Here is a 25,411-nt window from a genome sequence, read left to right as displayed (position 1 = left end):
TGTTAATTGCAAAAGAAAAGGCTCCTGAATAAATTCAGAAGCCTTTATAAACTAACCAGTTGATCGGTCAATGGATCATTAAATATTTCTTAACTGATCGGCATTAAGCATTCGCTGACTTTTTTATTTTTTACGCTGTGATCCTTAATTTAAGATAAATCGTTAATCAGGAAAAGTCGTGAAAAAGACAGTGCTGTACACTAGGGTCTGTTTATCTTTGTTTAAAATTTATGCTGAGTGATAAAATGCCGTTAATCAAGGCAAAAATTTAGAAGTTTAGTGAGCTAAATGATAGGTTTTTAATGAAGAGTAACGCCATTTTAGCCTCAGCCCTTCGGGCAATGACTATTTTTAATACTAGCGTCATTAGCATTCGCTTATTTGGAATAACCAAACATCGCTCACGCTGCTTTGCTATTATCAAAAATAGCCTATTGCAGAAAAAATAAACAAAGGTCAACAGACCCTAGCAATCAAGGGCCTCGTTGTGAAAAGGCGATTGCGTTTTTTAAAACAACATCAAATCGGTTATCGTTTGTGTAATGTCAAGACTCCTGCGGGTCAAAAACGTTGACAAGAACAGGTTTTTGAACGGTTCTCGTGTTTAAAATATCAAGCCAATATTGTCTTGGTTTTATCGCTAATTAGTGGAACTCATTATTATCAAGCTAATATTGTATTGGCTGATAATAGCTGATTTTCTTCAGATGATGATTAACCCAGTAACTCTCTCAGCCCATCAGCATTGGCTAGATGGAGAGATTAACGTTATGATTGATAAAAGTAGTAGCATACTTCGTATGAGATACTAATAATAAAGCTTTGAAAAGCGAGGGCATGCTTGTATTTATGATTAACTATTTTTATTACTTTGTGATTTTGGCAAGCATCGTTTTTGCAAATACTTCTTTGGCGAATACTTCTTTAGGGACAGAGTCATTTAGTGATGACGCAATAGAAGAACGTATTTATCAAGAGCCCTTGGCCACTTATCAAACTATATTAAAAGAGATGCCTGCTAATGAGCAAGGCGATCAACATCAACACCTTTGGTGGTTGTTACGTAAAGCACAAGCAGAACATCTGTTATATTTCTATGAAGATTTTGAGGAAACAATAAACCAGGCTTTTCAACTATTAACAAAAGACTCTCCAGCGGCCATTGTCAGTCGCTTCAATTTATTCAAAGGTGTGTTAGCTCGAATAAAGGGACAATATAACGATTCTTCAAGGTATATCGCCAAAGCATTAGAGCAAGCCAAACAGAATGATTTAGAGCATATTTATATCCAGGCCAAACAAGAAAATGCCTATACTCAAAGCCTCACCGAACTGTTTGAGGTATCCTTGAGTGATATGCAAGAAGCCTATGTTAAAGCATATGGGATGAATGATAAGTTTTTAATAGCCGTAATCAACGAAACTTATGGAGCAATCTATGGCTATATGCATGATTATGCTAAATCGATAGAGTATTACCAAAAGGCTTTAGAAGCTTATCGAAATTTGGGCTACAAGGCTCATATTGCTGAAGCCATTTATGGACTCGCATCGACCTATCGTTACTGGAAGAAGTTCGACTTGGCGATTAAATATTTTAAGCTTTATCAAGATAAGGTTAATTACACGCCTAATCCTGAGTTGAGTTATTATGCCGCCTATGGATTGGGAATGACGCTTTCTGAACAAGGGAAATGTCAAGAAGCGCTTGAGGTGATTGACGATGCGTTATCAAAAAAAGGTGTTAAAGACTACAATGTTGAGCTCTATAAAAACCAAGCGGTTTGCTTTTTACAACTTAATCAATTACAAGAAGCCTCTCTAGCACTTGATAGCGCTAAAAGGTTACTTGCAGAGTTGCCTGATTTAGCGGGAACTACATGGGACATCGAAACGATTAAAATCGCTAGTCAACTTGCTCACAAGAAAGGTGAATATGATACCAGTTATCAATTGCTTCAAGAGTATCATGATAAATACGTAGAAATTTTAATGACTAACTCTACTGAACGGCTGATTCAAGCGAGAGCTGAAATGGAATTAGAACGACAAGAAGTTGAACGAGCGTTAGCATTGCAACGAGATAAAGTAGAGAACTTGCAGCAAGAAACGTTAGCGCAAAAGCATCTCGAACAGCAGTATTTTATGGTGTTTTTATTATTGGTCATAGCCATTATTGTTATCATTTTGGTGATGCAGCATCGCAGTAATCAGCGAATGAAAGCGTTATCGATTACCGATCCTTTATCTGGTTTATATAACCGTCGCTACATTTTTAATTATTTGGATAATGTCCTAACCTCAATGTCAATTGATAAAGGTGAGTTGTCATTATTGCTGCTTGATATCGATAATTTTAAGCAGATCAATGATCAATATGGGCATCCTGCAGGCGATTATGTCATTTTGAACATTGCAAAAATTGGTCATCAAGTGTTGCGCACTGAAGATGTTATGGCACGAGTTGGCGGTGAAGAGTTTTTATGTGTATTGCCAAGAACATCGGCTAGTGAGGCCGAGAAAATTGCGCAACGAATGCTTAAAGCTGTTGAAAGTAGTGTCTTTACCTTTAAAAACATTGCTGATATCAAAGTAACCACGAGTATTGGACTTTCAAGTTATTCCAAAGTCGGGCAAAGTGTTGAAAGGCTCTATGCCGAAGCTGACATGGCACTATATCAGGCTAAGCGAAACGGTAAGAATACCGTGGTAAGTTTTACCGAAAAAAGCGACTCAAAAGAGCAGATTTAGTCGATTATGTATCCGTCATATTCTCGTCAAATTTGCGATCAACATCCAGTTGAGCTAAATAAGTTAGCAAGACTCGCGATTGAATATGCACAAAAATATTTCCAGCAAGCGCAATTGGTGCCTCATGTGCACTTTGAGTTAGAAGGATGTGTTAAAAGTCCGGGCATGTTAAAAATTGATTTTGATAGGATCAATGGTGCATTTGCAAAAAGAGGTATTGAAGGAAAGCTTATTCCTGAATATTGGCAGAATCAGTGGGAATTTGTTTCTGAGTTTGCCGGTCAATCACCGTTGAAAGAAGCAGATAACTTAACTCATGTGATCAATTGGTTACCAACGCTTTTCAAAGAGCAGGGAATTGAAGTCACATTAATCAAACCTGTGGTTTGGTCTGGAGACTCAGCTCAATTAGCCAGAGGAAGTAAAAGCATATTTAAGAGCTTAGATCGCCAAATTCATATTCCAAATGCTATTCAAGTGAATGTCAGCGTATCTGACCTCAATGGTGATAATCTTATTGCGACGGGTGACTTAGGCGAAGCTATTCAGTTGTGTTTAATCAAGCGCAGTTTAGCTTGTAGTTTACTTTTTTTACCAGAATCTGAAGCTTTTGAGCGTTTAAAGCTAAAAAGTGCCTATGGATTAAGTGAAGAACTGTGCTCACCTTGTGATATTTCTGGTGGGCATCAAGGCAGCGTTGCCTTGTATCGTCAAAGAGGAAAGCATAATCAAATGCTTGGACAAGAGCCATTGATAGTGAACCATTTGCATGAAGCACTCGTAGTAACCGAGAATTGGCAAAAAACTGCGAGAATAGAACATCGACTAGGCGCTTCGAGTAAATTATACAATGCTTACTTAAACGTTTTATTTGTGTTGCTTGCTACCATTGATGCACTAACGATGGATAATGAAGACGTCAAGCAACACCTCGCTCGCGCGACAGTAACAACCTTGCCTGAATCTATTGAAGATTTAGATGGCGCTGTTGGGGCGCTAACGTTATTCAAACAAGACAATTGGTTTAGTGAGGCGATAAATAGCCTCCAATGTCGTATTGATGGCGTAGCACTTGAGCCAGGAAGTGGCTTGGGCGATAAAATTAAGGCAGCTTTTGTAGCCCAATATGGTGGCACTAGGGCCATAATACACACGAATAATTAGGACATTTTTCATGACGAGTATTACACAAGCAAAGACTCTGTGGTTAGATGGTGGTTCAGTCGAACAAAAAAGAGCTGAACTAAAAGCATACTTTGAGAATACTTGGCGTACGTATGAAAGCTTATTTGCATTAATCAACGATGATGACGCCTTTTATTTAAGGCCAGAGCCACTGCGTCATCCATTAATTTTCTATTTTGGTCACACGGCCACCTTTTACGTCAACAAATTGATGTTGGGTAAATATATATCGGAGCGCATTAACCCAGCGTTGGAGGCAATTTGTGCCGTTGGTGTTGATGAAATGAGTTGGGATGATTTAGACAGCTCTCACTATGATTGGCCAGCGGTTGAAGACGTTCGCGCATATCGTGATCAGGTTTATCATTTGGTCAATCAGTTAATTGATAATATGGAGTTAACCCTTCCTATCAACCAAGACAGTTTGGCTTGGGTGCTATTAATGGGTTGCGAACATGAGCGTATTCACTTAGAAACCTCATCGGTGATCATGAGAATGTTACCATTACAGTATTTGACGCCATCAGCACAATGGGCTCCCTGTCCTTACATTGGCAAGGCGCCAAGCAACAGCTTAGTGAGTGTGCCAGCGCAAGAAATCGAGCTTAACAAGGCGGATGACGATTTAACTTACGGCTGGGATAATGAGTTTGGTAAGTGTTCCATTCATGTGAAAAGCTTTCAAGTTTCAAAGTATATCGTTTCAAATCAAGAGTTTTTAGCTTTTATTGAAGATGGTGGTTATCAGAATTCATCATGGTGGACAGAAGAGGGGCAGCGTTGGCTCTCATATAGTAAAGCGACAAAACCACGATTTTGGCTTAAAAAGTCAGGGGGGTATTTTCAACGTAACCTTACCGAAGAAATACCACTACCGTTGGATTGGCCAGTTGAAGTTAATTATTTGGAAGCAAAAGCCTTTTGTCATTGGAAAAGTGCACAAAGCGGTGAAAATGTTCGCTTACTCACTGAGGCTGAATGGCGCTGTTTGAGAGAAATGGTGCCGGGTGATTTACCGCAATGGAAAGAGGCTCCAGGAAATATTAACCTTGAATACTTTGCTTCTTCTTGCCCCATTAACAAGTTTGAACACAATGGGGTCTATGATATTTGTGGTAACGTTTGGCAATGGACTGAATCAGCTATTGATGGCTTTAACGAATTCAGCGTACATCCTCTTTATGATGATTTTTCAACACCGACCTTTGACGGTAAGCATAACCTCATTAAGGGCGGTTCATGGATTTCTACCGGTAATGAGGCGATAAAATCTTCGAGGTACGCATTTCGACGTCACTTTTTTCAACATGCCGGTTTTCGTTATGTTGTCAGCGCTGAAAAAGAGATGCCCACAACTCCAGTTAATGTTATTGAGTCCAACCCTGCTATTTGTATTCAACTTGATAGTCATTATGGCGGTAGCTGCCAATATGCTCAGCAGCTGGCTCAACTCGTTTTGGATGAAAAAAAACTACAGTCTTTAACAACAAACCAAGGCAAAAGTTCAAAATTGTTAAACTTGGGATGCTCCGTTGGTCGTACCGCGTTTGAATTAGCGACAAGTTTTGAATCAATAGATGCGGTTGATTTTTCTGCGCAAACTATCCAACATGCGGTTAAGTTGCAACAAGGGGATAGCGTTCGTTATGCCACGGTAAATGAAGGGGATATTGTTGATTACCATGAAATAAGCCTAGCAACGTTTGGCCTACCAAAAGATAATCACCATGTTGCTTTTTGCCAAGGAGACGCCAGTAATCTTAAACCTATTTTTACAGGCTACGATGTTATTGTTCTCGATCAAGTATTGGAAAATAATTATAAACCCAAGCAGGTACTGGCCTTATTAAATGAGCGCCTAAATAGCAAAGGTATTTTGATTATTAGCTCCAGCTATTGTTTTGATGAAAACATCACTGAAAAGCCAAACTGGCTAGGTGGCATTAAAGTGAATGGTGAAAACGTTACTGGATTTGATGGTTTATCAGAGCAGCTAAAAACACATTTTAGCTTTGTAAAACGTTATGAACTAATGCAAAAGAAACGGTTTAATCGTCGTTGCCTTACAACAACGGCGCTAGATGTTACGGTATGGCAAAAACGCGACTAAAGTATGGACTTTAACCAGTATCAACTACCCAAACACATTGCTTATACGCGCGCTCTACCGTTACCGTTGCGATTTAATTTAAGTAATTCCTGCGCACAATCGCTAACGGTCGGCCAATTAGCTAATATGGCAATTCAGCCAATCGATGAGCTCATGCTTAGTTATAGTGCTGTTTCTGGTAGCTTGCCGCTGCGGGAAGCTATCGGTGACTATATAAAACGTTATAGTGCTAAAGTCGATGAACTTAATGCTGAGCACATTTTAACGTTTTGTGGAGCGCAAGAAGCGCTAGCGGCGATTTACCACACGGTTTTATCTCCAGGGTATGAAATTGTCGTATGTTCGCCTTGTTATCCATCGCTAATAGCTATGGCACAAAAGGTGGGTTGTCAGGTTAAAGAAATAAAGCTAGATGTGGAGAATAACTGGCAGCTCAATATCAACAGCGTTAAGCGACAATTTTCATCTAAAACCAAACTGTTGGTGCTAAATTCTCCACATAACCCAACGGGTACTATCATTTCACCGTCATTAGCACGAGAATTACTTGAATTGGCGCGGTTGCATGATTGTTATCTACTGACAGATGATGTTGCGCAGGCGTCCAACTATAACGATCTTGATCTTAAGCATGATTTTTTATCCTATGAAAAGGCGGTTTCAGTAGGTGTTATGTCAAAAAGCCTAGGCTTAGCGGGATTACGCATTGGCTGGCTAGCAACCAAAAATCCTTTATGGATGGATGCATTATTGGCATATAAATCAACAAGCTCTATTTGTACTTCTGCCGTTGATGAATCATTGGCGACTACGGCGTTAGCCAACTGCGAGCGTATCATTGAACACAATAATGAACAGATCCAGCAAAACATTCATCATTTTGAACAGTTTGTTAAGCGACATTCCCAGTATTTTTCATGGGTACCACCGCAAGCCGGTATCTTAGCGATTGTCGAATACAAAGGCGAAGAAGGAGTTGAGCAATTGAGTCAACAATTGGCCAGTCAATATCAAACGCTGTTATTACCGAGCGCTTTATTTGGCCTGTCAGGGGATTATTTTAGGTTGGGCTTAGGGCAAAGCGACTTTACTGAGAGCTTAGCGAGGTTAGACCTATATATATCAACGCGAGTGTAATCGACAATGTTTGTTACATTTGTAACAGAACCTTTTAAATAAAAAACGCGACAATACGGTTATTAAAAAAATAAAAGAGAGCCTCATGTCACGTGTTCAAATAATCGCCGCTTGTGCGTTGCCGTTTATGGCATTAAGTCTAGCAAGTCATGCTAAGAAGCCACCCAGAAATCAACATACGCTGGTTTACATCAATGAAGAAATCAGTGTTGATGGTGAACTAAATGAAAGCGCGTGGCAAAATGCCACTCGAATGGAAATAGCCTATGAAAACAATCCAGGCGATGGCATACCCGCACCCGTTAAAACAGAAATGTTTTTTTATGAAAATGGCAGCGCCTTTAATGTAGCGATAAAAGCATATGATCCCGAACCTGAAAAGATACGAGCGTCTTTACGTGATCGGGATGCACTATGGGCTGATGATAACGTTGGCATTATTATAGACACCTTTAATGATGAAAGAGGTGCTTTTGAATTCTTTGTCAATCCATTAGGAGCGCAAGCTGACATGAAAATGGATGACACCAATGGTTGGCAAGAAGACTCATCTTGGGATGCTATTTGGGATAGCAAAGGAAAAATTACCGATTACGGTTATGTCGTTGAGATGAGCATCCCATTTAGCTCTTTACGATTTCCTGAAACAGATCAAGAGTTGATCTGGAATATAGCAGGTTGGCGCAATTATCCACGTGAAGTGCGTAGACAAATGTCGACTCATTATTCAGATCGTGATCTTGAATGTAATCTTTGTCAGTTTGAACAGTTGGTTGGTTTTAAAAATGTTAAATCAGGTAGTAATTTCCAAGTGACGCCAACGTTAACTGTTGCCAAAAGGGATGAAAAAAAAGAGGTTCCTGGAGATTGGCAAAGCGGTGAGGCAGATATTGAACCCGGCCTTGACTTGCGTTACGGCATTACCCAAGACATCGTACTAAATGCGACCATTAATCCGGATTTTTCGCAGGTCGAGGCAGATGCCGGCCAATTAGATATTAATAATACGTATTCACTATTTTTTCCTGAAAAAAGGCCATTCTTTTTAGATGGTGCGTCTTATTTTAATACCAATAACTTTAACTTTGTTCATACTCGCAATATCGCAGATCCAGATGTTGGTGTAAAAGTCACTGGTAAAAACAATGAACATAGCTATGGTCTTATGCTTGCCAATGATAATAACACGACGTTCTTGATCCCCGGAAACCAAGGTTCTGACTTAGCTGAACTGGACAGTGAGTCTAAGTTGGCGATTGCCCGCTATAAAATGGATGTTGGTGAGCGCAATAATGTCGGGGTATTGTTAACTCATCGACAAGCTGATGATTACCATAATTCAATGCTATCTGTTGATGGTAATTACTGGTTTAGTCAGTCAGATAGCATTTCCTATCAAGTTGCTCATTCTGATAGTAAAAATCCACAATCGTTGGTAGAAGAATTTAGTGATTTTAGTTTGAAAGAAAGCCAACAAGATCAAGCGCTCAGCGTTAACTACGCTCATAGTAATCGCGACTATAGTTTACGAGCAGGTTATACCAATGTAGGCAAAGGTTTTAGAGCGGATCTCGGTTTTCAAAATCAAGTTGATTATGAAAAAATTGTCCTTGGTGGGCGAAGAAATTATTACGGTGGTGAAGATGATTGGTTAACCCGTTGGGGATACTTTGGCGATGTAGACAAAACCTTTGATCAAGACGGTAACATGCTTGAACAAGAAGTTGAGCTGCATGGTAACCTACAAGGGCAAAGTCAGTTCTTTTCTAATTTTGGTATCGTGCACCGCGAGCGCTTATATGACAATAATTACTTTAAAGAAACCCAATTTATGATGTTCGCTAAAGCGGTGCCTTGGTCAGGTTTTGAAGTGGGAAGCTTCATTCGCTTTGGTAAGCAAATAGATTTTGAAAATACTCAACTCGGTGATGTCAATGTATTGGAGTTTTTTGCTGATTGGGATGTCAATCAGCATTTAAATGTCGAGTTTAATTATAACTATAATCGCTTGAAAGTTGACGGCGGAGAGCTTTTTAACGCACATCAGCCAGATATAAGGATTGGTTATCAATTTGATATGCAAAGCAGTTTAAGGCTGATTATGCAATTTACTGAGATTAATCGTGATGTCAGTTTATATCAGTACGATAGTATTGATGATAGACCTGATAGTCGCAGTCGTTACTTTTCTACCCAGTTTATTTATTCGTATAAAATTAATCCACAAACTCTGTTTTTCTTAGGGTATTCAGATGGTGGATTTCAAGACGATAACTTGCGTAGCTTAGAGCGAGACCAACGAACGCTATTTACCAAGTTTAGTTATGCGTGGCAAATGTAAATGGTATAGCTAAAGTTGATAGTTAATAAACGCCTCTATGGGAGGCGTTTACAACCATTGTCAGAGGAGGAAATAAACCCTATTTAAAGCGCGAGCTCAATCACCATTTCACGCAATTCTTCTTTCGATATCGAATTATCGTGGTTCTTATCAAAACGCTTAAATATTGATTCGCACATGCGAATTCCTTTTTCTTGTAATAAACAGTCAATTAATTCGACAAATTCACTGCGATTAATCACGCCATCTTTGTCTTCATCAAAAATTTCAAATAATTCATCGACCCATTGATTCAATTCCATAGGGCACCTCTCTGTAGAAAATACATCTTTGTTATATGACTTTATCGCTATTCTATTCATTTGTGAATCTTTAATTGAAATAAGCGCGTTCTCGTTTTTTATAACAATAATTCATGAGTTATTGCGTTATTGATTACTGTTAGCTAATAAAAAGCTGATCGCGTTTTATATTTTTGATTTTTATTGTTTATTTTAGGCTCTTACGGATAGTGAATAGTTTGTTAATGTTTGATTACAAATACGGCTATTGACATTGTTTACTATATCTATGATACTGTATTCGTTATATTGTATACAATGTTGTTTGGCTGGGGCTATCGAATAAATGTTGTGTAACAAAGTAGATTTGGCGGCTCTGTCAAATAGTGCGCGATGTTGAATTACAAGTCGAACTCGTTGTACATAAAACTAATGAGTGAGGTGAATTTTGATTATCGTGGGACACCCCACGATAATTAATGAATTTGCATAGCTAACACTATGCGAATGCTACAAACTCTAACTATTGGGTGTAGATTTATGTAGCTTAAGTTTGGCAGCTTGTTCTCCCTTTGCTGCCATCCTGACTGGACTAGACCTGTTGTGAGAGGCAACTAATTTCAGGTCTTTCTCAAGGATGAATTTTTATGGTGAGTCAACTTGTGTGACTCACCTTTTTTTTATGATAAAGCTAAGCGTTATTCGTTGTTATTTTCCATACGTGTAGGGCATTGCTCAACTTCTTGATAATGACCATTGCGTTCACTGAAAAAACATTGATCTAACATCGAGCAATAACAAATGGATAGCTCGATATTAAAGCGTTCATGATTTAATTTCTGCCACAGTGCTAAGTTAGCGTCGGTCATTGTCATCCCAAACAATGTAATCTCAGCTTGACTCGCTAACATAGTGTTTGCAATAGAACTAGACATTATACCTTGCGAGATGTTTTTGATGTCGTTGAGCTTAACATTGTCGACAAATGCTTGATATTCTTGATTACAGCAATCTTTAATAATACCGTTATAACTTTGATATTCTTTTCCCTGATAATGGTAACTTAACGATTTTACTAACGCAGGGCCAATGCCTGCATTTTTGACCTTTAAGGTAATGGTCGATTGCTCTTTGTCAGTATCATAGTTACCTGTTGTACTGTACATCAACGGCAATGTCATCGCTTTAACTTGTTTTTCTGCCGCTTGTGCTTGTAAATAGGTCGCATAAAATGAGGCGGCAGAGATTAATATCGCACTAACAGCAATGATAAAATTTAATGCATCTAAGCCAATGAGTCGGTATTGAGTTTTTTTAGGTTGCTTACCAACCTCTGGCTGTGCTTGTGTTGGCTTTTCTTCCACGATTAACACCTTGATTAGTTTTCGTTTTTTAAAAGTTTACGTCAATTTTGAAAAAAATTGTAATAAAGTTGTAAAAGCAAAGACTAAGGAGCCATGTTGTTAAGGAATGAGAGAATAATATGATGAGGAAATCCCTGTCTGCGACGTTATTAATGTCGATGTCGTTATACGCCTCTGCTGATAATAGCAGGTTAACACTTGAAGATTGCCATATAGATGGAATCAAACAGCAAGTTCAATGCGGTACCTTAAAGGTGCCAGAAAACTATCAACAACCTGATGGTAAACACATTGACGTTAATTTTGTCGTTGTTCCAGCAATCGATCGCAGTCAAAACAAAGAGCCGTTAATGTTTTTAGCCGGTGGTCCAGGCCAAGCGGCTGCGGAGATTTCTGCAGGTATACGCCAAGCATTTACTGAAGTGAGAAAAACTCGAGATTTGATCATGGTTGATCAGCGAGGAACCGGTAAGTCTTCTCCTTTGCAGTGTGAAGATGACGCATCAATTGACCCTTATGGCGTTATTCCAGAAGATTTTAATGTTGACGATGTTAAAGAATGTCTGGCTCAATACGACGTCGACTTGAGTCAATTTAATACTGAAAACGCGGTTCGAGATTTTGACGCAGTGCGACAAGCGTTAGGTCATGACAAAATCACCATTTATGGTGGCTCCTACGGAACGCGTTCGGGTCTGACCTATATGCGGATGTTCCCGCAATCATTAAGTGCTGTTGTCTTAGATAGTGTTGGCCCAATAGAAGTGCCTATTGGGCCTTTTGGTCAAAGTGCTGCACGCTCTTTTGACCTTTTACTCGAACATTGCCAACAAGAGCCTTCTTGTCAAAAAGCATTCCCTAATTTGCGCAAAGAGTTTGATGCTGTCATGGAAAGACTGAATAGTGAATCGGTTGAAGTCGATATTGTTCATCCAACGCTTGGAACGAAAACTCAGTTAAAAATGTCGCCGATAAAGTTCCTTTCAACTATTCGTATGCAACTTTATAGTGTTGATATGCGTAATCTGGTGCCCTTGGTGATTCATCAGGCGTACTTAGGGAACTATTTGCCGATTGCTGGTTTAAGCGCAACACTCAATAGTGGCAGTGGTATGTATATTGGGCTGTTATTTAATATTGTCTGTAATGAAGATGTCCCGCGCGTTAGTGAGGATTTGTGGGCAAAAGATGCTGATAATAGTTTCGGAAAAGATGCCAGCCACTTTGCGTGGAAGTTAGCATGTCCACTCTGGCCTAAGTACCAACCTTCAGAAGAATTCTATCAGCCAGTGACAGCGGACATTCCAACATTAATTATTTCTGGCGATGTTGACCCTGTTACTCCGCCAAGCAATGGTGACTATGCCGATAAGTCATTACCGAATAGTAAGCACCTCGTTCTGCCGCACAGTGGCCATACCCCTGGTCCAACAACGTGTGCTATTCATATCATCGATGAATTCCTTGATAAGAAAAATCCAAATGATCTCGATGAGTCATGTCTAGATGATATTCCAAAAGAGTCTTTTATGACTAACCTCAACGGCAGTGTTTAAGGGAAATATAATGATTGAAGTTAATAATTTACATAAAACGTTTAAGACTAAAAGTAATACTGTCGTGGCATTAGATGGTTTGTCGTTTACTGCCAAAGATGGCGAAATAACCGGTATCTTAGGGCCCAACGGTGCAGGTAAAACCACCTGTTTAAGAACGCTTTATGGTTTACTTAAAGCCGATCAAGGCTCTGCGATTATTGATGGTATCGCTGTTAATGAAAACCCGCTAGCCGCACGAGCGAAGTTAGGTATTTTCCCTGATAAATTTGGTTTGTATGAGCGTTTAACTGCCTACGAGCAAATTGACTATTTTGCCAGTATTCATGGCTTACAGGGGCAAAAAAAGAAAGAGGCGATAGAGCAAATTATTGCCGATTTAGAAATGGAAGAATTGGCTTATCGTAAAACCGCTGGTTTTTCACAAGGTCAACGAATGAAGGTCACTTTGGCGCAAGCGTTAGTTCATCAGCCTCAAAACTTTGTTTTAGATGAGCCGACCCGTGGTTTAGATGTTATGAGCACACGCGTGCTTCGAAATCACTTAAGCAAATTCAAAGAAAAAGGGCATTGCATTTTGTTTTCCTCCCACGTAATGCAAGAAGTCGCAGCATTGTGCGATCGAGTCATTATTGTTGCCAACGGCAAATTGGCTGCTGAAGGTACACCTCAAGAGCTTTGTGAACTGGCTGGAGAAGCCCAGCTTGAGGAAGCATTTGTTAAGTTAATTGGTAGTGATGAAGGAGTCGCCGCATGATCCAATACAACGCATTATTAAAAAAAGAACTGAAAGAAGCGTTTCGAGATAAGCGTGCTTTAATGGTGGCGATGATGATGGCAATTCTTGCACCCGTGATGATTTTTGCCATGTCAAAAGTGATGATTAAAGAGATGGTCTCGACACCCGCTATTTATGTTAAGGTCACTGGTGCGGAATATGCGCCAAAACTAATCAAAGCGCTTGCTGACGATAATATTAAGCTATTTGAAAATGTTCCTGAAGAAGATAAAAAATTGTGGGATGAACGTAATATCCAATTAACGATCCCTGACACTTATGGCGAAGACTTAATTGCCGGCAAAACCATTAAGGTTTATCTAAAAGCTGACTTTAGTGATAAACCAATGATGGCACCATTGAGACGCATAAAAGACAGTGTGCGCGAGTATGCTCAAGCTATCGGCTACAAGCGCCTATTGGTTAGAGGGATTGACGTTAATCTGCTTAACCCAGTCAGTGTTATTGAACAAGATACCTCTTCACCAAGCAGCAATTTTATGATGGTCTCTCTGATGCTTGGTCTGTATTTATTGATGGCGGCGTTTATGTCGGGATTATCCGTTGCTATTGATACCAGTGCCGGTGAACGAGAGCGCAATGTCTTAGAGATGTTGTTATGTCAGCCAGTTAGTACCTTAAAAATTGTTTTAGCGAAACTTAGCTGTGCAAGCCTTATCGCCATTATTGGCGTGGTATTAACCATTTCATTGACGTCAGTTTCGATGAGCTTTGTTGATTTAACCAAGATTGGTGCAACATTTAGCTTAGATGCCAATGCTGTATTAATCATAATCACGATGTTGATCCCAATTTGCTTTTTGGCATCTGCTTTACAATTATTCTTTTCGTTTCAAGCGAAAAGTTTTAAGGAAGCCCAGTCTTCTGTAACTATGGTAATTATGTTGCCAGCGATGTTGCCTTTTATCATGACGTTTATCGACGACAAGCCTAAGTGGTTTGATTGGTTACCAGTAACAGGGCAATCGTTGATCATGGAAGATATATTTAAAGGGCTACCAGTGGATTGGATGAACCTAGGTTTAACAACCTTGATTACCATCACCGCAACAGTTGCTTTAGTGATGGCATTAGCTAGTAAGTTAAAGTCAGAAAAAGTGATCCAATCATTAAGTTAATAAATTGTTGATAGAGATTGCTTAATATGGCTGACACGATAGAATTACCCTTTTTACACCCGCGCGGTTTCACAGACTCAGTGCTAGAAAAAGGTTCTCGTTTGTCTCATAAAGCAATCTTTTATCAATGGATGACGGAGTATGAAAAACTACTGCGTCATCTGATTATCGGTTTTGAAGCGAAACCTGCACTTCAAGACGAACTGTTTCAAGAGATAGCCTTAAATATTTGGCGAGCTCTGCCTTCATTTCGTCAAGAAAGCTCGGCTAAAACCTTTGTCGCCAGGATTGCACATAATGTTTTAGCTACTCATGTCGCTAAATCGGTTAAAACTATTGATACCGATGAAACAATTGATAATCAGCAATTACCTGAAGAGCAAACCCTTCAGAGTTCTTGTCCATATCAAGCGCTTGATCAACAACAGCGTCAAAAAAGGTTAATCAATGCGATACAGACCTTACCGATAGAGCACCAGCAAGTTATTACTCTTGCTTTAGAAGGGATGAGTTATAAAGAGATCGCAGAAACGCTAGCGATAACAACCAACTTGGTTGGGGTGCGGTTACAACGAGCCAAAGTTGCCTTAAATGAAAAACTGGAGAAACAGTCATGAGCGAAGAAGGTAAAAAGCAAATGGCGAATAGTCCCCTTGAGCAGTTAACTGATGATGATCTAGATTGGCAAAACCTCAGTAGCGATTGGCAAAGCCAACCGTTCCAAAAAACTGATATTAGTGCGTTAATAAAACAAACCCGACGCAGGGTTATTTGGGCTAAAAGCCTTTTGGTCATCGATATTGTTAGCACGCTGTCATTGATAATCATGTTTTTCGCTGGGCTTTGGGTACTTGATTGGTCATTCGCTACCTTATGTTATGTCGCTTTTGGTAGCGTTTTTTCGGTGATTTTTTGTATTTATACAGTAAGCATTCGATTAAAAGCGTGGCGTCAAATGTGTCAAAGTCCGGATAAAGCGCTAGAAAATGCCATTGCCAATTGCCTTTCTTCAGTAAAATACATGAAGGTATGCAAACTTTCAGTTTATATACTATTTCCAGTGGTGAACTGGTATATCTATGAGTTATCAAAAATAAAGGAAGTTGGCGCTTACGAAGGTTATGCCTACAGTAATATCTTGTTGTTGAGTGTTTGGGGGATATTTGAATACTATTATCGTAAAAGTCGCACGGAATATATTCACTTATCTTCACTGCAAACCAAATAAAATTCTGAGTTTTTTAGTTATATAGCCTTTAATTTTGGTTGGTTTGCCATTTCTTGTTTTATCCTGCTTGTGCTTTTCTTGTTTATTCTATATATTGTCTAAATGACGAACATTGTATTGTATATAATGCTTCATGCTGCATTTAGTTCGGAAATTTTAGGCGTTTGTTTGTTCTGTTTTTCGCTATAAAACAGTGTATTTTGAGCTAAGTAAAACACCGGATTTCCATATACAAAAGCGCCTAATTCAGGCAAAATATGCGGCAATTTTTATTAATCCATTATTTCCAGTGACTACTGTGAACTTGAGGTAAAACATGCTTACTCGTGATATGAATATTGCTGATTTTGATGCAGAACTATGGCAATCAATGACAGACGAAGTGGTTCGTCAAGAAGAACATATTGAATTGATTGCATCTGAAAACTACTGTAGCCCTCGTGTATTAGAAGCACAAGGCTCACAATTAACCAACAAATACGCTGAAGGGTATCCTGGAAAGCGTTATTACGGTGGTTGTGAATTTGTTGATAAAGCAGAAACATTAGCAATTGAGCGAGCGAAAGAATTATTTGGAGCAACTTATGCCAATGTTCAACCTCACGCGGGTTCTCAAGCAAATGCTGCAGTTTTTCAGGCATTAGTTACCCCAGGCGGAAAAGTATTAGGGATGAGCTTAGCGCATGGTGGTCACTTAACTCATGGTTCACATGTAAACTTCTCAGGTAAGTCTTATGAAGCCATTCAATATGGATTACACCCTGAAACAGGCGATATTGATTACGAAGAATTAGAGCGTCTCGCAAAAGAACATAAGCCAGAAATGATCATTGGTGGCTTTTCTGCGTTCTCGGGTATTGTTGATTGGGCTCGTATGCGTAAAATTGCTGATGAAGTAGGTGCTTACTTTATGGTTGATATGGCGCACGTTGCAGGTTTAGTCGCGGCAGGTCTGTATCCTAATCCAGTGCCTCATGCGCACGTAGTAACCACCACTACTCATAAAACGTTAGCTGGTCCTCGTGGCGGTTTGATTGTTTCTGGCTGTGATGACGAAGACATCTATAAAAAGTTGAATTCTGCCGTTTTCCCAGGGGGTCAAGGTGGACCATTAATGCACGTTATTGCAGCTAAGGCTGTGGCGTTTAAAGAAGCATTACAACCTGACTTTAAAGTGTACCAGCAGAAGGTACTTGATAATGCCAAAGCAATGGTAGCGGTATTGCAAGAGCGTGGTTACAAAGTGGTTTCAAATGGTACAGAAAACCATTTATTGCTTTTAGATTTAATTGATAAAGATATTACGGGTAAAGATGCTGATGCCGCATTAGGGCGTGCGCACATTACGGTTAATAAAAACTCAGTACCGAATGACCCGCGTTCACCATTTGTGACTTCTGGTTTGCGTTTGGGTACTCCAGCGATCACCCGTCGTGGTTTTGGCGTTGAAGAAACTAAGCAATTGACCGGCTGGATCTGTGATATTCTTGATGATATTAACAATGAAGACGTCATCAATACTGTTCAGGAAAAAGTAAAAGAAATTTGTGCACGTTTTCCAGTATACGCATAAGTTGATTAGGGGTATTCGCACTTTGTGAACACCTTTACAATAAAAAACCCAAGTTAATTTAACTTGGGTTTTTTTATATTAAGTTGCCAACGTTACTTCGGCATAAAAATAGATTAAAATAACTCGCATTAGATTATTACCTTATAGAGATCAGAGTGTATTGCCCATTTTGCTCCGCTACCGATACGAAAGTTATTGATTCACGTTTAGTCGCCGACGGACATCAAATCAGACGTCGCCGTGCTTGTATGGCCTGTAATGAGCGTTTCACTACCTTTGAAACAGCAGAACTTTTGATGCCGCGTATTATTAAACGAGACGGCTCTAGAGAGCCTTTTAATGAAGACAAGATGCGCAGCGGATTAGTGCGTGCTCTTGAAAAGCGTCCGGTAAGCGTCGAGCAAGTTGAACTAGCAATTAATAAGGTTAAATCCGAAATGCGCGCGACTGGCGAGCGTGAAGTTAGTAGTGAGTTACTAGGCAATTTTATTATGCAACAGCTCAAAAGCTTAGATAAAGTCGCCTATGTGCGTTTCGCTTCTGTATATCGTTGTTTTGAAGACATTAGAGAGTTTGGTGAAGAAATCGCAAGGCTTGATAATGATTAAAAGGCCTAAGTTAAATCAACTTCAACGATTGAGGCTGAAATAGTGGCAAATGTATCGCGCTTTGTTGAAGCTGACTATGAATTTATGGCTCGGGCAATAAAACTTGCTCAACAAGGTCAATATACCACTTCACCCAATCCTCGAGTCGGTTGTGTCATTGTCAAAAATGGACAAATTATTGCCGAAGGTTTTCATATCAAGGCAGGTAGTGGTCATGCTGAAGTCAATGCCATCGCCAATGCCAATGAGTCACTAGCAGGCGCGACAGCCTACGTGACACTCGAGCCATGCAGTCATTATGGTAAAACCCCTCCTTGTGCTCAAGCGTTAATAAATAGCGGTATTACTCAAGTGATTTGTGCCATGATCGATCCTAACCCTGAAGTTGCGGGTCGAGGTGTTAAGATGTTGCAACAGGCCGGCGTCGAAGTTAGCACAGGTTTATTGGCGAGAGCAGCTAGTGAACTTAACACGGGCTTTATTAAACTAATGACAACAGGCCTACCTTATGTTCGTTGTAAAATGGCCGCTAGTCTTGATGGAAAAACCGCAATGGCCAATGGCGAAAGCCAATGGATAACTGGAAAAGCAGCTCGTCAAGATGTGCAGCGTATTCGGGCCAGAAGTTGCGCGGTGATCACCAGCGCTCAATCGGTAATTAGTGATAATGCACGAATGACGGTGCGAGAAGCGCAGTTTAATCTTGCTGAGGAACAGTATCCACTCGACACCATTCGTCAACCAGTGCGGGTTGTTATCGATTCGCAGGCAAGGCTGACACCAGGCTTAGCATTATTTCAAACACCATCCCCAGTAATTATCATCAATCGTAACATTGAAAATTCATACGATTGGCCACATTTTGTCAGTCATTGGACAATTGAAAGCAATGACAGCGAACATATTGATTTGCGGTTATTATTAATCAAGCTCGCTAAGCAAGGGTATAACGATATATTACTCGAAGCAGGGAAGTCTTTAGCGGGTGCTTTTGTCGAGCAAGGTTTAGTCGATGAACTCATTTTATATATGGCACCAAAGCTATTAGGAAATGACGCACAAGGATTATTGTCGATGCCTTCAATTACTGAGTTGGCAACGGCAAAGCGTTTGATGATAACAGATACAAGAGTGATAGGCTCAGATCTTAAAGTCATCGCTAAATTTACTGAACACGAATAGAGAGCATTATGTTTACTGGAATCATTGAAGCTTTAGGAAGTATTTCAGCGATTAACGTTAGTAGCGCGGGTGCGCGAGTGACGGTGAAATCAAATACATTAGACATGAGCGATGTAAAATTAGGTGATTCAATTGCAACTAACGGGGTTTGCTTAACCGTGGTTGACTTTGGCGCTCATCATTTCAGTGCAGATCTTTCGAATGAAACATTACAACGCACGGGCTTTGCTTCATACAAACTAGGGCAAATGGTTAACCTTGAAAAAGCGATGTTACCTACCACGCGCTTTGGTGGACATATTGTTTCTGGACATGTCGATGCTCGCGGACAAATTGTTGACATTAACACGAATGGCAATAGTGTCGATTACTGGATTTCGATGACGGGCGACATAGCACCTTATATCGCAGAGAAAGGCTCAGTTACTATCGATGGTGTCAGCTTAACCGTTAATTCACTGCAAGCAGATCGCTTTAGATTAACCATTGTTCCGCATACTACCAGTCAAACAATCATTGCACTGTATAACGTCGGTGACCATGTCAATATTGAAGTTGATGTCATGGCACGTTATATCGAGCGATTGTTAACATCAAAACAGCCGCAACCTGAAAAAAATCAGGTGACAGAAGCTTTACTAAAGCAAAGTGGTTTTATTAAGTAAAACAAATTGAGATAGATTAGAGGTTGTCATGAATTTAAATACACCACAAGAAATCATTGAAGATATCAAACAAGGTAAAATGGTTATCTTGATGGATGACGAAGATCGAGAAAATGAAGGTGACTTCATTATGGCGGCAGAGCTAGTAACACCTGAAGCGATTAACTTTATGGCAACTCATGGCCGTGGTTTAATTTGTATGCCGATGTCAGCTGAAAAATGTGAGAAGCTAAAGCTACCACTAATGGTTGATAAAAATGACGCGCAATTTACCACCAACTTTACTGTGTCTATCGAAGCAGCCGAAGGTGTAACCACTGGCATATCAGCAGCAGATAGAGCGACAACCGTATTGGCTGCTGTCGCTAAAGATGCTGATCACAATTCGATTGTTCAACCCGGCCATATTTTCCCATTAATCGCAAAAAATGGTGGCGTACTTAATCGTGCTGGTCATACAGAAGCAGGTGTTGATTTAGCCAGGTTAGCAGGGTTAGAGCCGGCGGCAGTGATTGTTGAAATACTTAACGAAGATGGCACGATGGCTCGTCGCCCAGATTTAGAGATTATTGCCGAGAAGCATGGCATTAAAATGGGAACAATTGCCGATCTGATTGAATATCGTAACGCCAATGAAACCACGATTGAACGCATCTCACAGTGTAAATTGCCAACGGCTTTTGGTGAATTTGATTTAACCGTTTTTAAAGATAGTATCGATGGCCAAGCACACTTTGCACTAACCAAAGGTGAAATTCATCCAGATAAACCGGTTTTAGTACGTGTTCACTTAGAAAATACCTTTAGAGATCTTTTATTTAGCCAACGTGAAAGCGTTGCTAAATGGCCTATCGGCGATGCACTAGCGAGAATCGGTAAAGAAGGTGGGGTATTAGTGTTATTAGGTAAGCATGAATCACCACAAGAGTTAATAAATCAAGTTGAAAAATACGCCAAACTTGATGCCGGTGAAACGGTTAAAGAAGTAAAGCGTCACGTAGGTTCTCGTAACGTTGGTGTCGGCTCGCAAATTTTATCTAATTTAGGGGTGAGCAAAATGCGTTTATTGAGCTCTCAAACTAAGTATCATTCACTTTCTGGTTTTGGTCTGGAAGTGGTTGAGTATATTTCAGAGTAATGATGTTAAACGCGCATTAAACCTGATGCGCGTTGTTAACTTACCTGAAGCTTTTCAGCGGTTCACATCAATAAGTACCAAACTCGGCCGTTTAGCACTATAGTCACTTGTTATGTTCACTTTTAAACTCCTCTAGAATTTTCATCGATGGCGTTGGTTTTGTTACCCAAACGTCATTTTCCATAATTTGCCAAGTCTCATTAAAACCACCTTGTGAATCAAAGTAATCGATAACTTCTGAATAGAAGTTTTCAATTAACTCTAGCTCTCTTTGACTTGTTGGAGGTAAACGAACCGATTCAACAATAAATACCTTTGTTGTAACTTGGCTTCGCAGAAAATCTTTAGCTTTGTCAATTTCACCTTCTTCCAAAAACTTTAAAGCCCAAAGCATGAAACGACCGTTATCAACGTGTTCTTTAGTATATGTACTCGCTACAGATGAATAATTCAAATAGAAAGCAGAAACAAACCCTCCAAAGAAAACTATTAAAGTGAATGTACCACCTACAACCAATGCAATAATTTTAGATTTCATCGATACTCTCCTTGTGAACATAACGCCGCGTTAAGCGGACAAAAGTAGTTGGCTAAAACAAATGAGGCACGAAAAAAAGCCAACTGCAATTTGTTCGTCTTGAAAACCCTTGTTAGCGTTGCACGTACACGTAACAATGAATCATCTGCTAGCATCAGGTTTAAACTAATATTTGCACTTAAAGCGCTTGCTCTAAACTGGCAACTAATTCTACTTATTAGTAAAATATACAAAATTAAAACATTTGCTTTTAAACGTTATAGTGTCACCTGTTATCGTATTTGTCATTTTATCGTTATTCCACACCATATCTGTAGATCGAATATTAGGCCCGAAAACAATAAAGTTTGTGTATTTCCAGTGATAATCGTGTTCCGAAGCGCCAATGGTATTACTTTTACGGTATATTGAGTTATGGCATGTTTTGTCTACAATATCTTCTCCCCAACCTTCGTTAAAAATAAGAATATCGCTCCCCCAGCCTGCATCAATAACATCATTGCCTTTGCCACCATAGAAAATATCATTTCCCCACGAGTCTTCAATTAAGTCTCTTCCTCCACCGGCATAATATACTTGGTCTCCTCTAGCGCAGTTTATGACGTTAGGCTTATCATCACCTACAATTAGCACTGAGCCATCACGTTTACAATTATAATCGCCATGGGCATTCACCTTTCTTTTAGGTAGCGTTCTTGTATATGGAGGACTAAATCTCATTAATCGACCTTCGCTTCCATGCTCAATCGAAGCCACACTTGCTGGAATAGTATTTGTGGCAATTAGTTCTTCAATAAACACTATTAGTTTATCTGCATCAGTTATCGTCTCAGGGTAATCCTTGGAATTTATAGCTGTTTTGTTTATTTCTATAGAACTCTCCTTTTGAATGAAATTAGTTTTCATTGGCACTACAAACGGCAAATGAGAGCTGTTGAAAGAGTATAAGCCTTGGAATGATTTTTCCATCTGTTGCGTGTTATGCCTAACAGTATTGATAAAATATCTGAACTTACCATTTTCATCCGGAGACCACTTGTAGCCATATTTTCTGCATGTATTTTTCGAGTTAACTTTAATAACCTCCAAATCATCTAAAGGGTTTTTGTTTGAGAATATATATTTAAGTTTTGAACTCGTGTTTTGTGATGCTTTCTTAGATACCCTTACCTCTTTAACGCCTTTAAAAGCATAGATCTTATTTACAAAGGCGCCAGCCTCTAGTTGAACAGACCAGATTGTTGATTCCCCACTTGATAAAACAAGAGTCGTTGGTTTTTCTGTTTTATCAACGTGAACTATTGGGGTGCCGCTATAGGTACCAAAAACGTGCAATTCTGATGATTGGTTATCGGGTACTTCTAAATTTATATACGCTGACTTTTTTTTATCAGAGGTATCTATGACATTTAACTTATTCAAAAAAGATGTTTTTTTGAGTGCACTACAATCAATAAGAGGTAGAGTAACGTCACGAAAATCACTTTCATTTATTGTGAAATCATAGTCCGGAATACTGACATGAGGTAGATAGAGGTATGTAGCCCCAAAAAAGCTAGCTACAACACTAGTAATAATAGATAAGAGTAATACTTTTTTGTTCACTAGATAAATTTCCTTTCCATGGTAATGTAAGGTCTGCCTGACTTTTTGATATGTAATACAATTTGAAGCATAAACAATATTAGGGTGCTTGCTAACGCTTTAATAATAGGCAGAAAATTATAGGCTACACTGCCGCCCTGCGGCAAACCTATGATTTCCTCTGTTTAATTAACTTGTTAGCTTTCAAGTACGACACCTAAAAGAACAAATGTAGCATTATTTAAAGCATGAATACTCATAACCACTAGCAAAGCATGACCTCTTGAATACTTATCCCAGTATTGGTATGACATAGACATCAAGAAAAAAAGAGTGAAAACGCCAATACCCCACAATGGAGCTTGTAGCGAATGGATTACTCCCCAAATGAAAGCGCTTATTATTGAAATATAAAGAATATTAGAAGTCATTTTTCTAATTAAATAAATAATTGGAATCATTAAAATAGTCTCTAAAACAGGTCCAAAGAATACAGCCCCTATAAATAAGTCTATACCTATTTCAAAATCAGGAGTATCTGCGTTTGGGAAGAAAAAATCCAAAAGAAACCCAATAGGTAACCCTATACATATTGCTAATATATATACCTTAAATACATATAATTTGAGGGGTTGATTCGTGTTCTCTAATAGTTTGAACAAACCTGCATCCTTGAGTTTGAAAGCTAACGCCCCATTCAGAGGCTAATAGCCCCATTCAGAGGCTAATAATAGCTTGCTAAAATTGTGAAGCGAAGCGGAACCGAGCAAGCTGTTAGCAGTCCCGCACTGAATTGGCTTGTTAGGTAAACTTTGACACCATAACTAGTTTTTTCAGGTTGCTTACAAATACCGAAACACCCCAAACACCTGAACCAATTAAACCTATTTGCAATAAACCAACTTGTTCAATATTTAAACTACTTGAAAACGAAGCTGCTCCAATTATATAGCCTAAATGGAATATGCCTACAGACCCTATTAACATGCTTACAATTAATAATAGCCAATTTACTTTATTACTCTGTTCCCTCATAAGTACTCCTTATTTATTCGCTTGTATGGCATTTAAGCGCCTATTATAAATTGATTTAATTAAAAGCCAATTTACTAGTAAAAATATACTTACTGTAAATATTGCGAGCAACTCATGTCCACTTATGCGCCAAGAATCTAAACTACCTGCAAAATATACAACTAAATAGATAAAAGAAACATACTTAGTTAAGGTAATCGCTTTAGTTTGACTTGACTTAAAAATTTGATATATAGAATAAAATCCTATAAAGCCATAAGTTAATGTAATTGCGGAAAATGAAAGAATTATTAAGGAACTGACAGAACCAAACCAAATACTAAGACCATAAGCGATAAATGCAAATGAAATTAAAATACTTAGAATTGATAAGATAATGTTCAAGTAAACTCCATTTACTGAGGAATGCCTAACGCCGCGTTAAGCGGACAAAAGTAGTTGGCTATAATTTGTGAGGCACGAACAAAAGCCAACTGTTTTTTTTCCGACTTAAACGCCTTGTATGGATTTGGTTTGTAATTTGATTACACTCCAGTATTTTTGACCTTTTGAAGTACCGTTCCAGCCTAGATTTTTCAATTCTTTAGCTATAAATTTGTTTAGCATTCCATGACCGAAAAAAACAACTTTTCCATGCGTATTTGCTAATTCTTGTAACTGATTAGCTGAAGTTTTAGCTCTAGTTTTTGCCTTTTTAAAAGACTCGACTTTTCCACTGAACCCAGCAAACCAACAAAGACGACTTATAAAAAGCCAAGTATAAGCTCTAAAGAAGAAAGGTAATTTATATCGAGGTATATCCATCTCTCTTAATTCTTTCAACTTTAAATCTGGATCTTTACCGACACATAATCTTGCGGAATCAATAGAACGAGCCAAATCGCTTGCAACAACAAAATGCTCTCCTAATGAGCATCCAAGATATTTAGGAGGTAAATTATTAGGGTCGATTTTAGATTTATTATATTCTCGAATCCAATTAGCAAACCCTGATGCAGATAATTTAGGGTTAACTGCACCAGAAGGCTTCCCATGTCTAATTAATAATATTTCCATTTAAGCCTTAAAATACATAATCAAAGTGTGAGAAAAACCTAACGCCCCAATCAGGGGCTTTTAATTAGTTGGCTCAAATAACGAACGCAGTGAGGAAAGCCAACTGTTAAAAGTCCCGCACTGCATTGGCTTGTTAGGCATACTTAACCCACTGTAATTACA

At 39.1% G+C, this 25,411-nt stretch carries 23 protein-coding genes; 15 read left to right on the top strand and 8 right to left on the bottom strand.

Going from position 1 to position 25,411, the window contains the following annotated elements; translation table 11 throughout:
- The first annotated feature begins 837 nt into the window (after positions 1–837).
- The 5 genes from ACSLUH_RS18550 (at position 838) to ACSLUH_RS18530 (ending at position 9,524) form a co-directional block, all read left to right on the top strand.
- Positions 838–2,751: a tetratricopeptide repeat-containing diguanylate cyclase gene (locus tag ACSLUH_RS18550; RefSeq protein ID WP_448569793.1), complete on the top strand. Its 1,914-nt coding sequence runs from the start codon at positions 838–840 to the stop codon at positions 2,749–2,751.
- 6 nt (positions 2,752–2,757) lie between these two features.
- Complete coding sequence (locus ACSLUH_RS18545; protein ID WP_448569791.1) at positions 2,758–3,915, top strand: hypothetical protein; 1,158 nt, start codon at positions 2,758–2,760, stop codon at positions 3,913–3,915.
- A 10-nt stretch (positions 3,916–3,925) separates the two neighbouring features.
- Positions 3,926–6,046 (top strand): 5-histidylcysteine sulfoxide synthase, encoded by a 2,121-nt coding sequence (gene ovoA, locus ACSLUH_RS18540; protein WP_448569789.1) that lies wholly within the window; start codon positions 3,926–3,928, stop codon positions 6,044–6,046.
- 3 nt (positions 6,047–6,049) lie between these two features.
- Positions 6,050–7,183: an aminotransferase class I/II-fold pyridoxal phosphate-dependent enzyme gene (locus tag ACSLUH_RS18535; RefSeq protein WP_448569787.1), complete on the top strand. Its 1,134-nt coding sequence runs from the start codon at positions 6,050–6,052 to the stop codon at positions 7,181–7,183.
- Between the two features lie 85 nt (positions 7,184–7,268).
- Positions 7,269–9,524 carry a carbohydrate binding family 9 domain-containing protein gene (locus ACSLUH_RS18530; protein ID WP_448569785.1) on the top strand — a complete coding sequence of 752 codons (2,256 nt, stop codon included), beginning with the start codon at positions 7,269–7,271 and terminating at the stop codon, positions 9,522–9,524.
- Between the two features lie 83 nt (positions 9,525–9,607).
- Here ACSLUH_RS18530 and ACSLUH_RS18525 read toward each other — a convergent pair whose 3' ends face one another.
- A complete protein-coding gene (locus tag ACSLUH_RS18525) occupies positions 9,608–9,826 on the bottom strand; it encodes an EF-hand domain-containing protein (RefSeq protein ID WP_448569783.1) in 219 nt (72 codons plus the stop codon).
- Between the two features lie 677 nt (positions 9,827–10,503).
- Positions 10,504–11,169: a hypothetical protein gene (locus tag ACSLUH_RS18520; RefSeq protein ID WP_448569781.1), complete on the bottom strand. Its 666-nt coding sequence runs from the start codon at positions 11,167–11,169 to the stop codon at positions 10,504–10,506.
- Between the two features lie 119 nt (positions 11,170–11,288).
- On the opposite strand from ACSLUH_RS18520, the gene ACSLUH_RS18515 reads away from it, so the two are divergent.
- The 10 genes from ACSLUH_RS18515 to ribBA all read left to right on the top strand — a co-directional run bounded on the left by ACSLUH_RS18515 (position 11,289) and on the right by ribBA (position 21,036).
- Positions 11,289–12,725 carry an alpha/beta fold hydrolase gene (locus tag ACSLUH_RS18515; protein ID WP_448569779.1) on the top strand — a complete coding sequence of 479 codons (1,437 nt, stop codon included), beginning with the start codon at positions 11,289–11,291 and terminating at the stop codon, positions 12,723–12,725.
- Positions 12,726–12,735: 10 nt separating this feature from the next.
- A complete protein-coding gene (locus ACSLUH_RS18510; protein WP_448569777.1) occupies positions 12,736–13,482 on the top strand; it encodes an ABC transporter ATP-binding protein in 747 nt (248 codons plus the stop codon).
- Complete coding sequence (locus ACSLUH_RS18505; RefSeq protein WP_448569775.1) at positions 13,479–14,642, top strand: ABC transporter permease; 1,164 nt, start codon at positions 13,479–13,481, stop codon at positions 14,640–14,642. Before ACSLUH_RS18510 ends, ACSLUH_RS18505 begins: the two co-directional genes overlap by 4 nt.
- A 26-nt stretch (positions 14,643–14,668) precedes the next feature.
- Positions 14,669–15,259, top strand: a complete 591-nt coding sequence (locus tag ACSLUH_RS18500) for an RNA polymerase sigma factor (RefSeq protein ID WP_448569773.1) — start codon at positions 14,669–14,671, stop codon at positions 15,257–15,259.
- Positions 15,256–15,870 carry a hypothetical protein gene (locus ACSLUH_RS18495; RefSeq protein WP_448569771.1) on the top strand — a complete coding sequence of 205 codons (615 nt, stop codon included), beginning with the start codon at positions 15,256–15,258 and terminating at the stop codon, positions 15,868–15,870. Before ACSLUH_RS18500 ends, ACSLUH_RS18495 begins: the two co-directional genes overlap by 4 nt.
- Positions 15,871–16,186: 316 nt before the next feature.
- Positions 16,187–17,443, top strand: a complete 1,257-nt coding sequence (gene glyA, locus ACSLUH_RS18490; protein WP_448569769.1) for a serine hydroxymethyltransferase — start codon at positions 16,187–16,189, stop codon at positions 17,441–17,443.
- A gap of 155 nt (positions 17,444–17,598) precedes the next feature.
- Positions 17,599–18,051, top strand: coding sequence for a transcriptional regulator NrdR (gene nrdR / locus ACSLUH_RS18485; protein WP_448569767.1), 453 nt, complete (start codon positions 17,599–17,601; stop codon positions 18,049–18,051).
- Between the two features lie 42 nt (positions 18,052–18,093).
- Positions 18,094–19,233 (top strand): bifunctional diaminohydroxyphosphoribosylaminopyrimidine deaminase/5-amino-6-(5-phosphoribosylamino)uracil reductase RibD, encoded by a 1,140-nt coding sequence (gene ribD / locus ACSLUH_RS18480; RefSeq protein ID WP_448569765.1) that lies wholly within the window; start codon positions 18,094–18,096, stop codon positions 19,231–19,233.
- Positions 19,234–19,241: 8 nt separating this feature from the next.
- Positions 19,242–19,898, top strand: a complete 657-nt coding sequence (locus ACSLUH_RS18475; protein WP_448569763.1) for a riboflavin synthase — start codon at positions 19,242–19,244, stop codon at positions 19,896–19,898.
- 28 nt (positions 19,899–19,926) lie between these two features.
- The gene (gene ribBA, locus ACSLUH_RS18470) at positions 19,927–21,036 is read left to right on the top strand and encodes a bifunctional 3,4-dihydroxy-2-butanone-4-phosphate synthase/GTP cyclohydrolase II (protein WP_448569761.1); all 1,110 of its coding nucleotides are present in this window, start codon (positions 19,927–19,929) and stop codon (positions 21,034–21,036) included.
- Positions 21,037–21,139: 103 nt separating this feature from the next.
- Here ribBA and ACSLUH_RS18465 read toward each other — a convergent pair whose 3' ends face one another.
- The 6 genes from ACSLUH_RS18465 to ACSLUH_RS18440 all read right to left on the bottom strand — a co-directional run bounded on the left by ACSLUH_RS18465 (position 21,140) and on the right by ACSLUH_RS18440 (position 25,249).
- Positions 21,140–21,574, bottom strand: a complete 435-nt coding sequence (locus ACSLUH_RS18465) for a hypothetical protein (protein WP_448569759.1) — start codon at positions 21,572–21,574, stop codon at positions 21,140–21,142.
- Between the two features lie 210 nt (positions 21,575–21,784).
- Complete coding sequence (locus ACSLUH_RS18460) at positions 21,785–23,179, bottom strand: calcium-binding protein (RefSeq protein WP_448569757.1); 1,395 nt, start codon at positions 23,177–23,179, stop codon at positions 21,785–21,787.
- Positions 23,180–23,355: 176 nt separating this feature from the next.
- Positions 23,356–23,820, bottom strand: coding sequence for a CPBP family glutamic-type intramembrane protease (locus ACSLUH_RS18455; RefSeq protein ID WP_448569755.1), 465 nt, complete (start codon positions 23,818–23,820; stop codon positions 23,356–23,358).
- 139 nt (positions 23,821–23,959) lie between these two features.
- Positions 23,960–24,193 carry a hypothetical protein gene (locus tag ACSLUH_RS18450; RefSeq protein WP_448569753.1) on the bottom strand — a complete coding sequence of 78 codons (234 nt, stop codon included), beginning with the start codon at positions 24,191–24,193 and terminating at the stop codon, positions 23,960–23,962.
- A 9-nt stretch (positions 24,194–24,202) separates the two neighbouring features.
- Positions 24,203–24,577 (bottom strand): hypothetical protein, encoded by a 375-nt coding sequence (locus ACSLUH_RS18445; protein WP_448569751.1) that lies wholly within the window; start codon positions 24,575–24,577, stop codon positions 24,203–24,205.
- Between the two features lie 105 nt (positions 24,578–24,682).
- Complete coding sequence (locus ACSLUH_RS18440; RefSeq protein WP_448569749.1) at positions 24,683–25,249, bottom strand: histidine phosphatase family protein; 567 nt, start codon at positions 25,247–25,249, stop codon at positions 24,683–24,685.
- Between the last annotated feature and the right edge of the window lie 162 nt (positions 25,250–25,411).

It is taken from the genome of Thalassotalea ganghwensis, from assembly GCF_053485795.1.
Note: the sequence above shows the minus strand (reverse complement) of the source record. Positions and strands in the feature narration are given on the sequence as shown.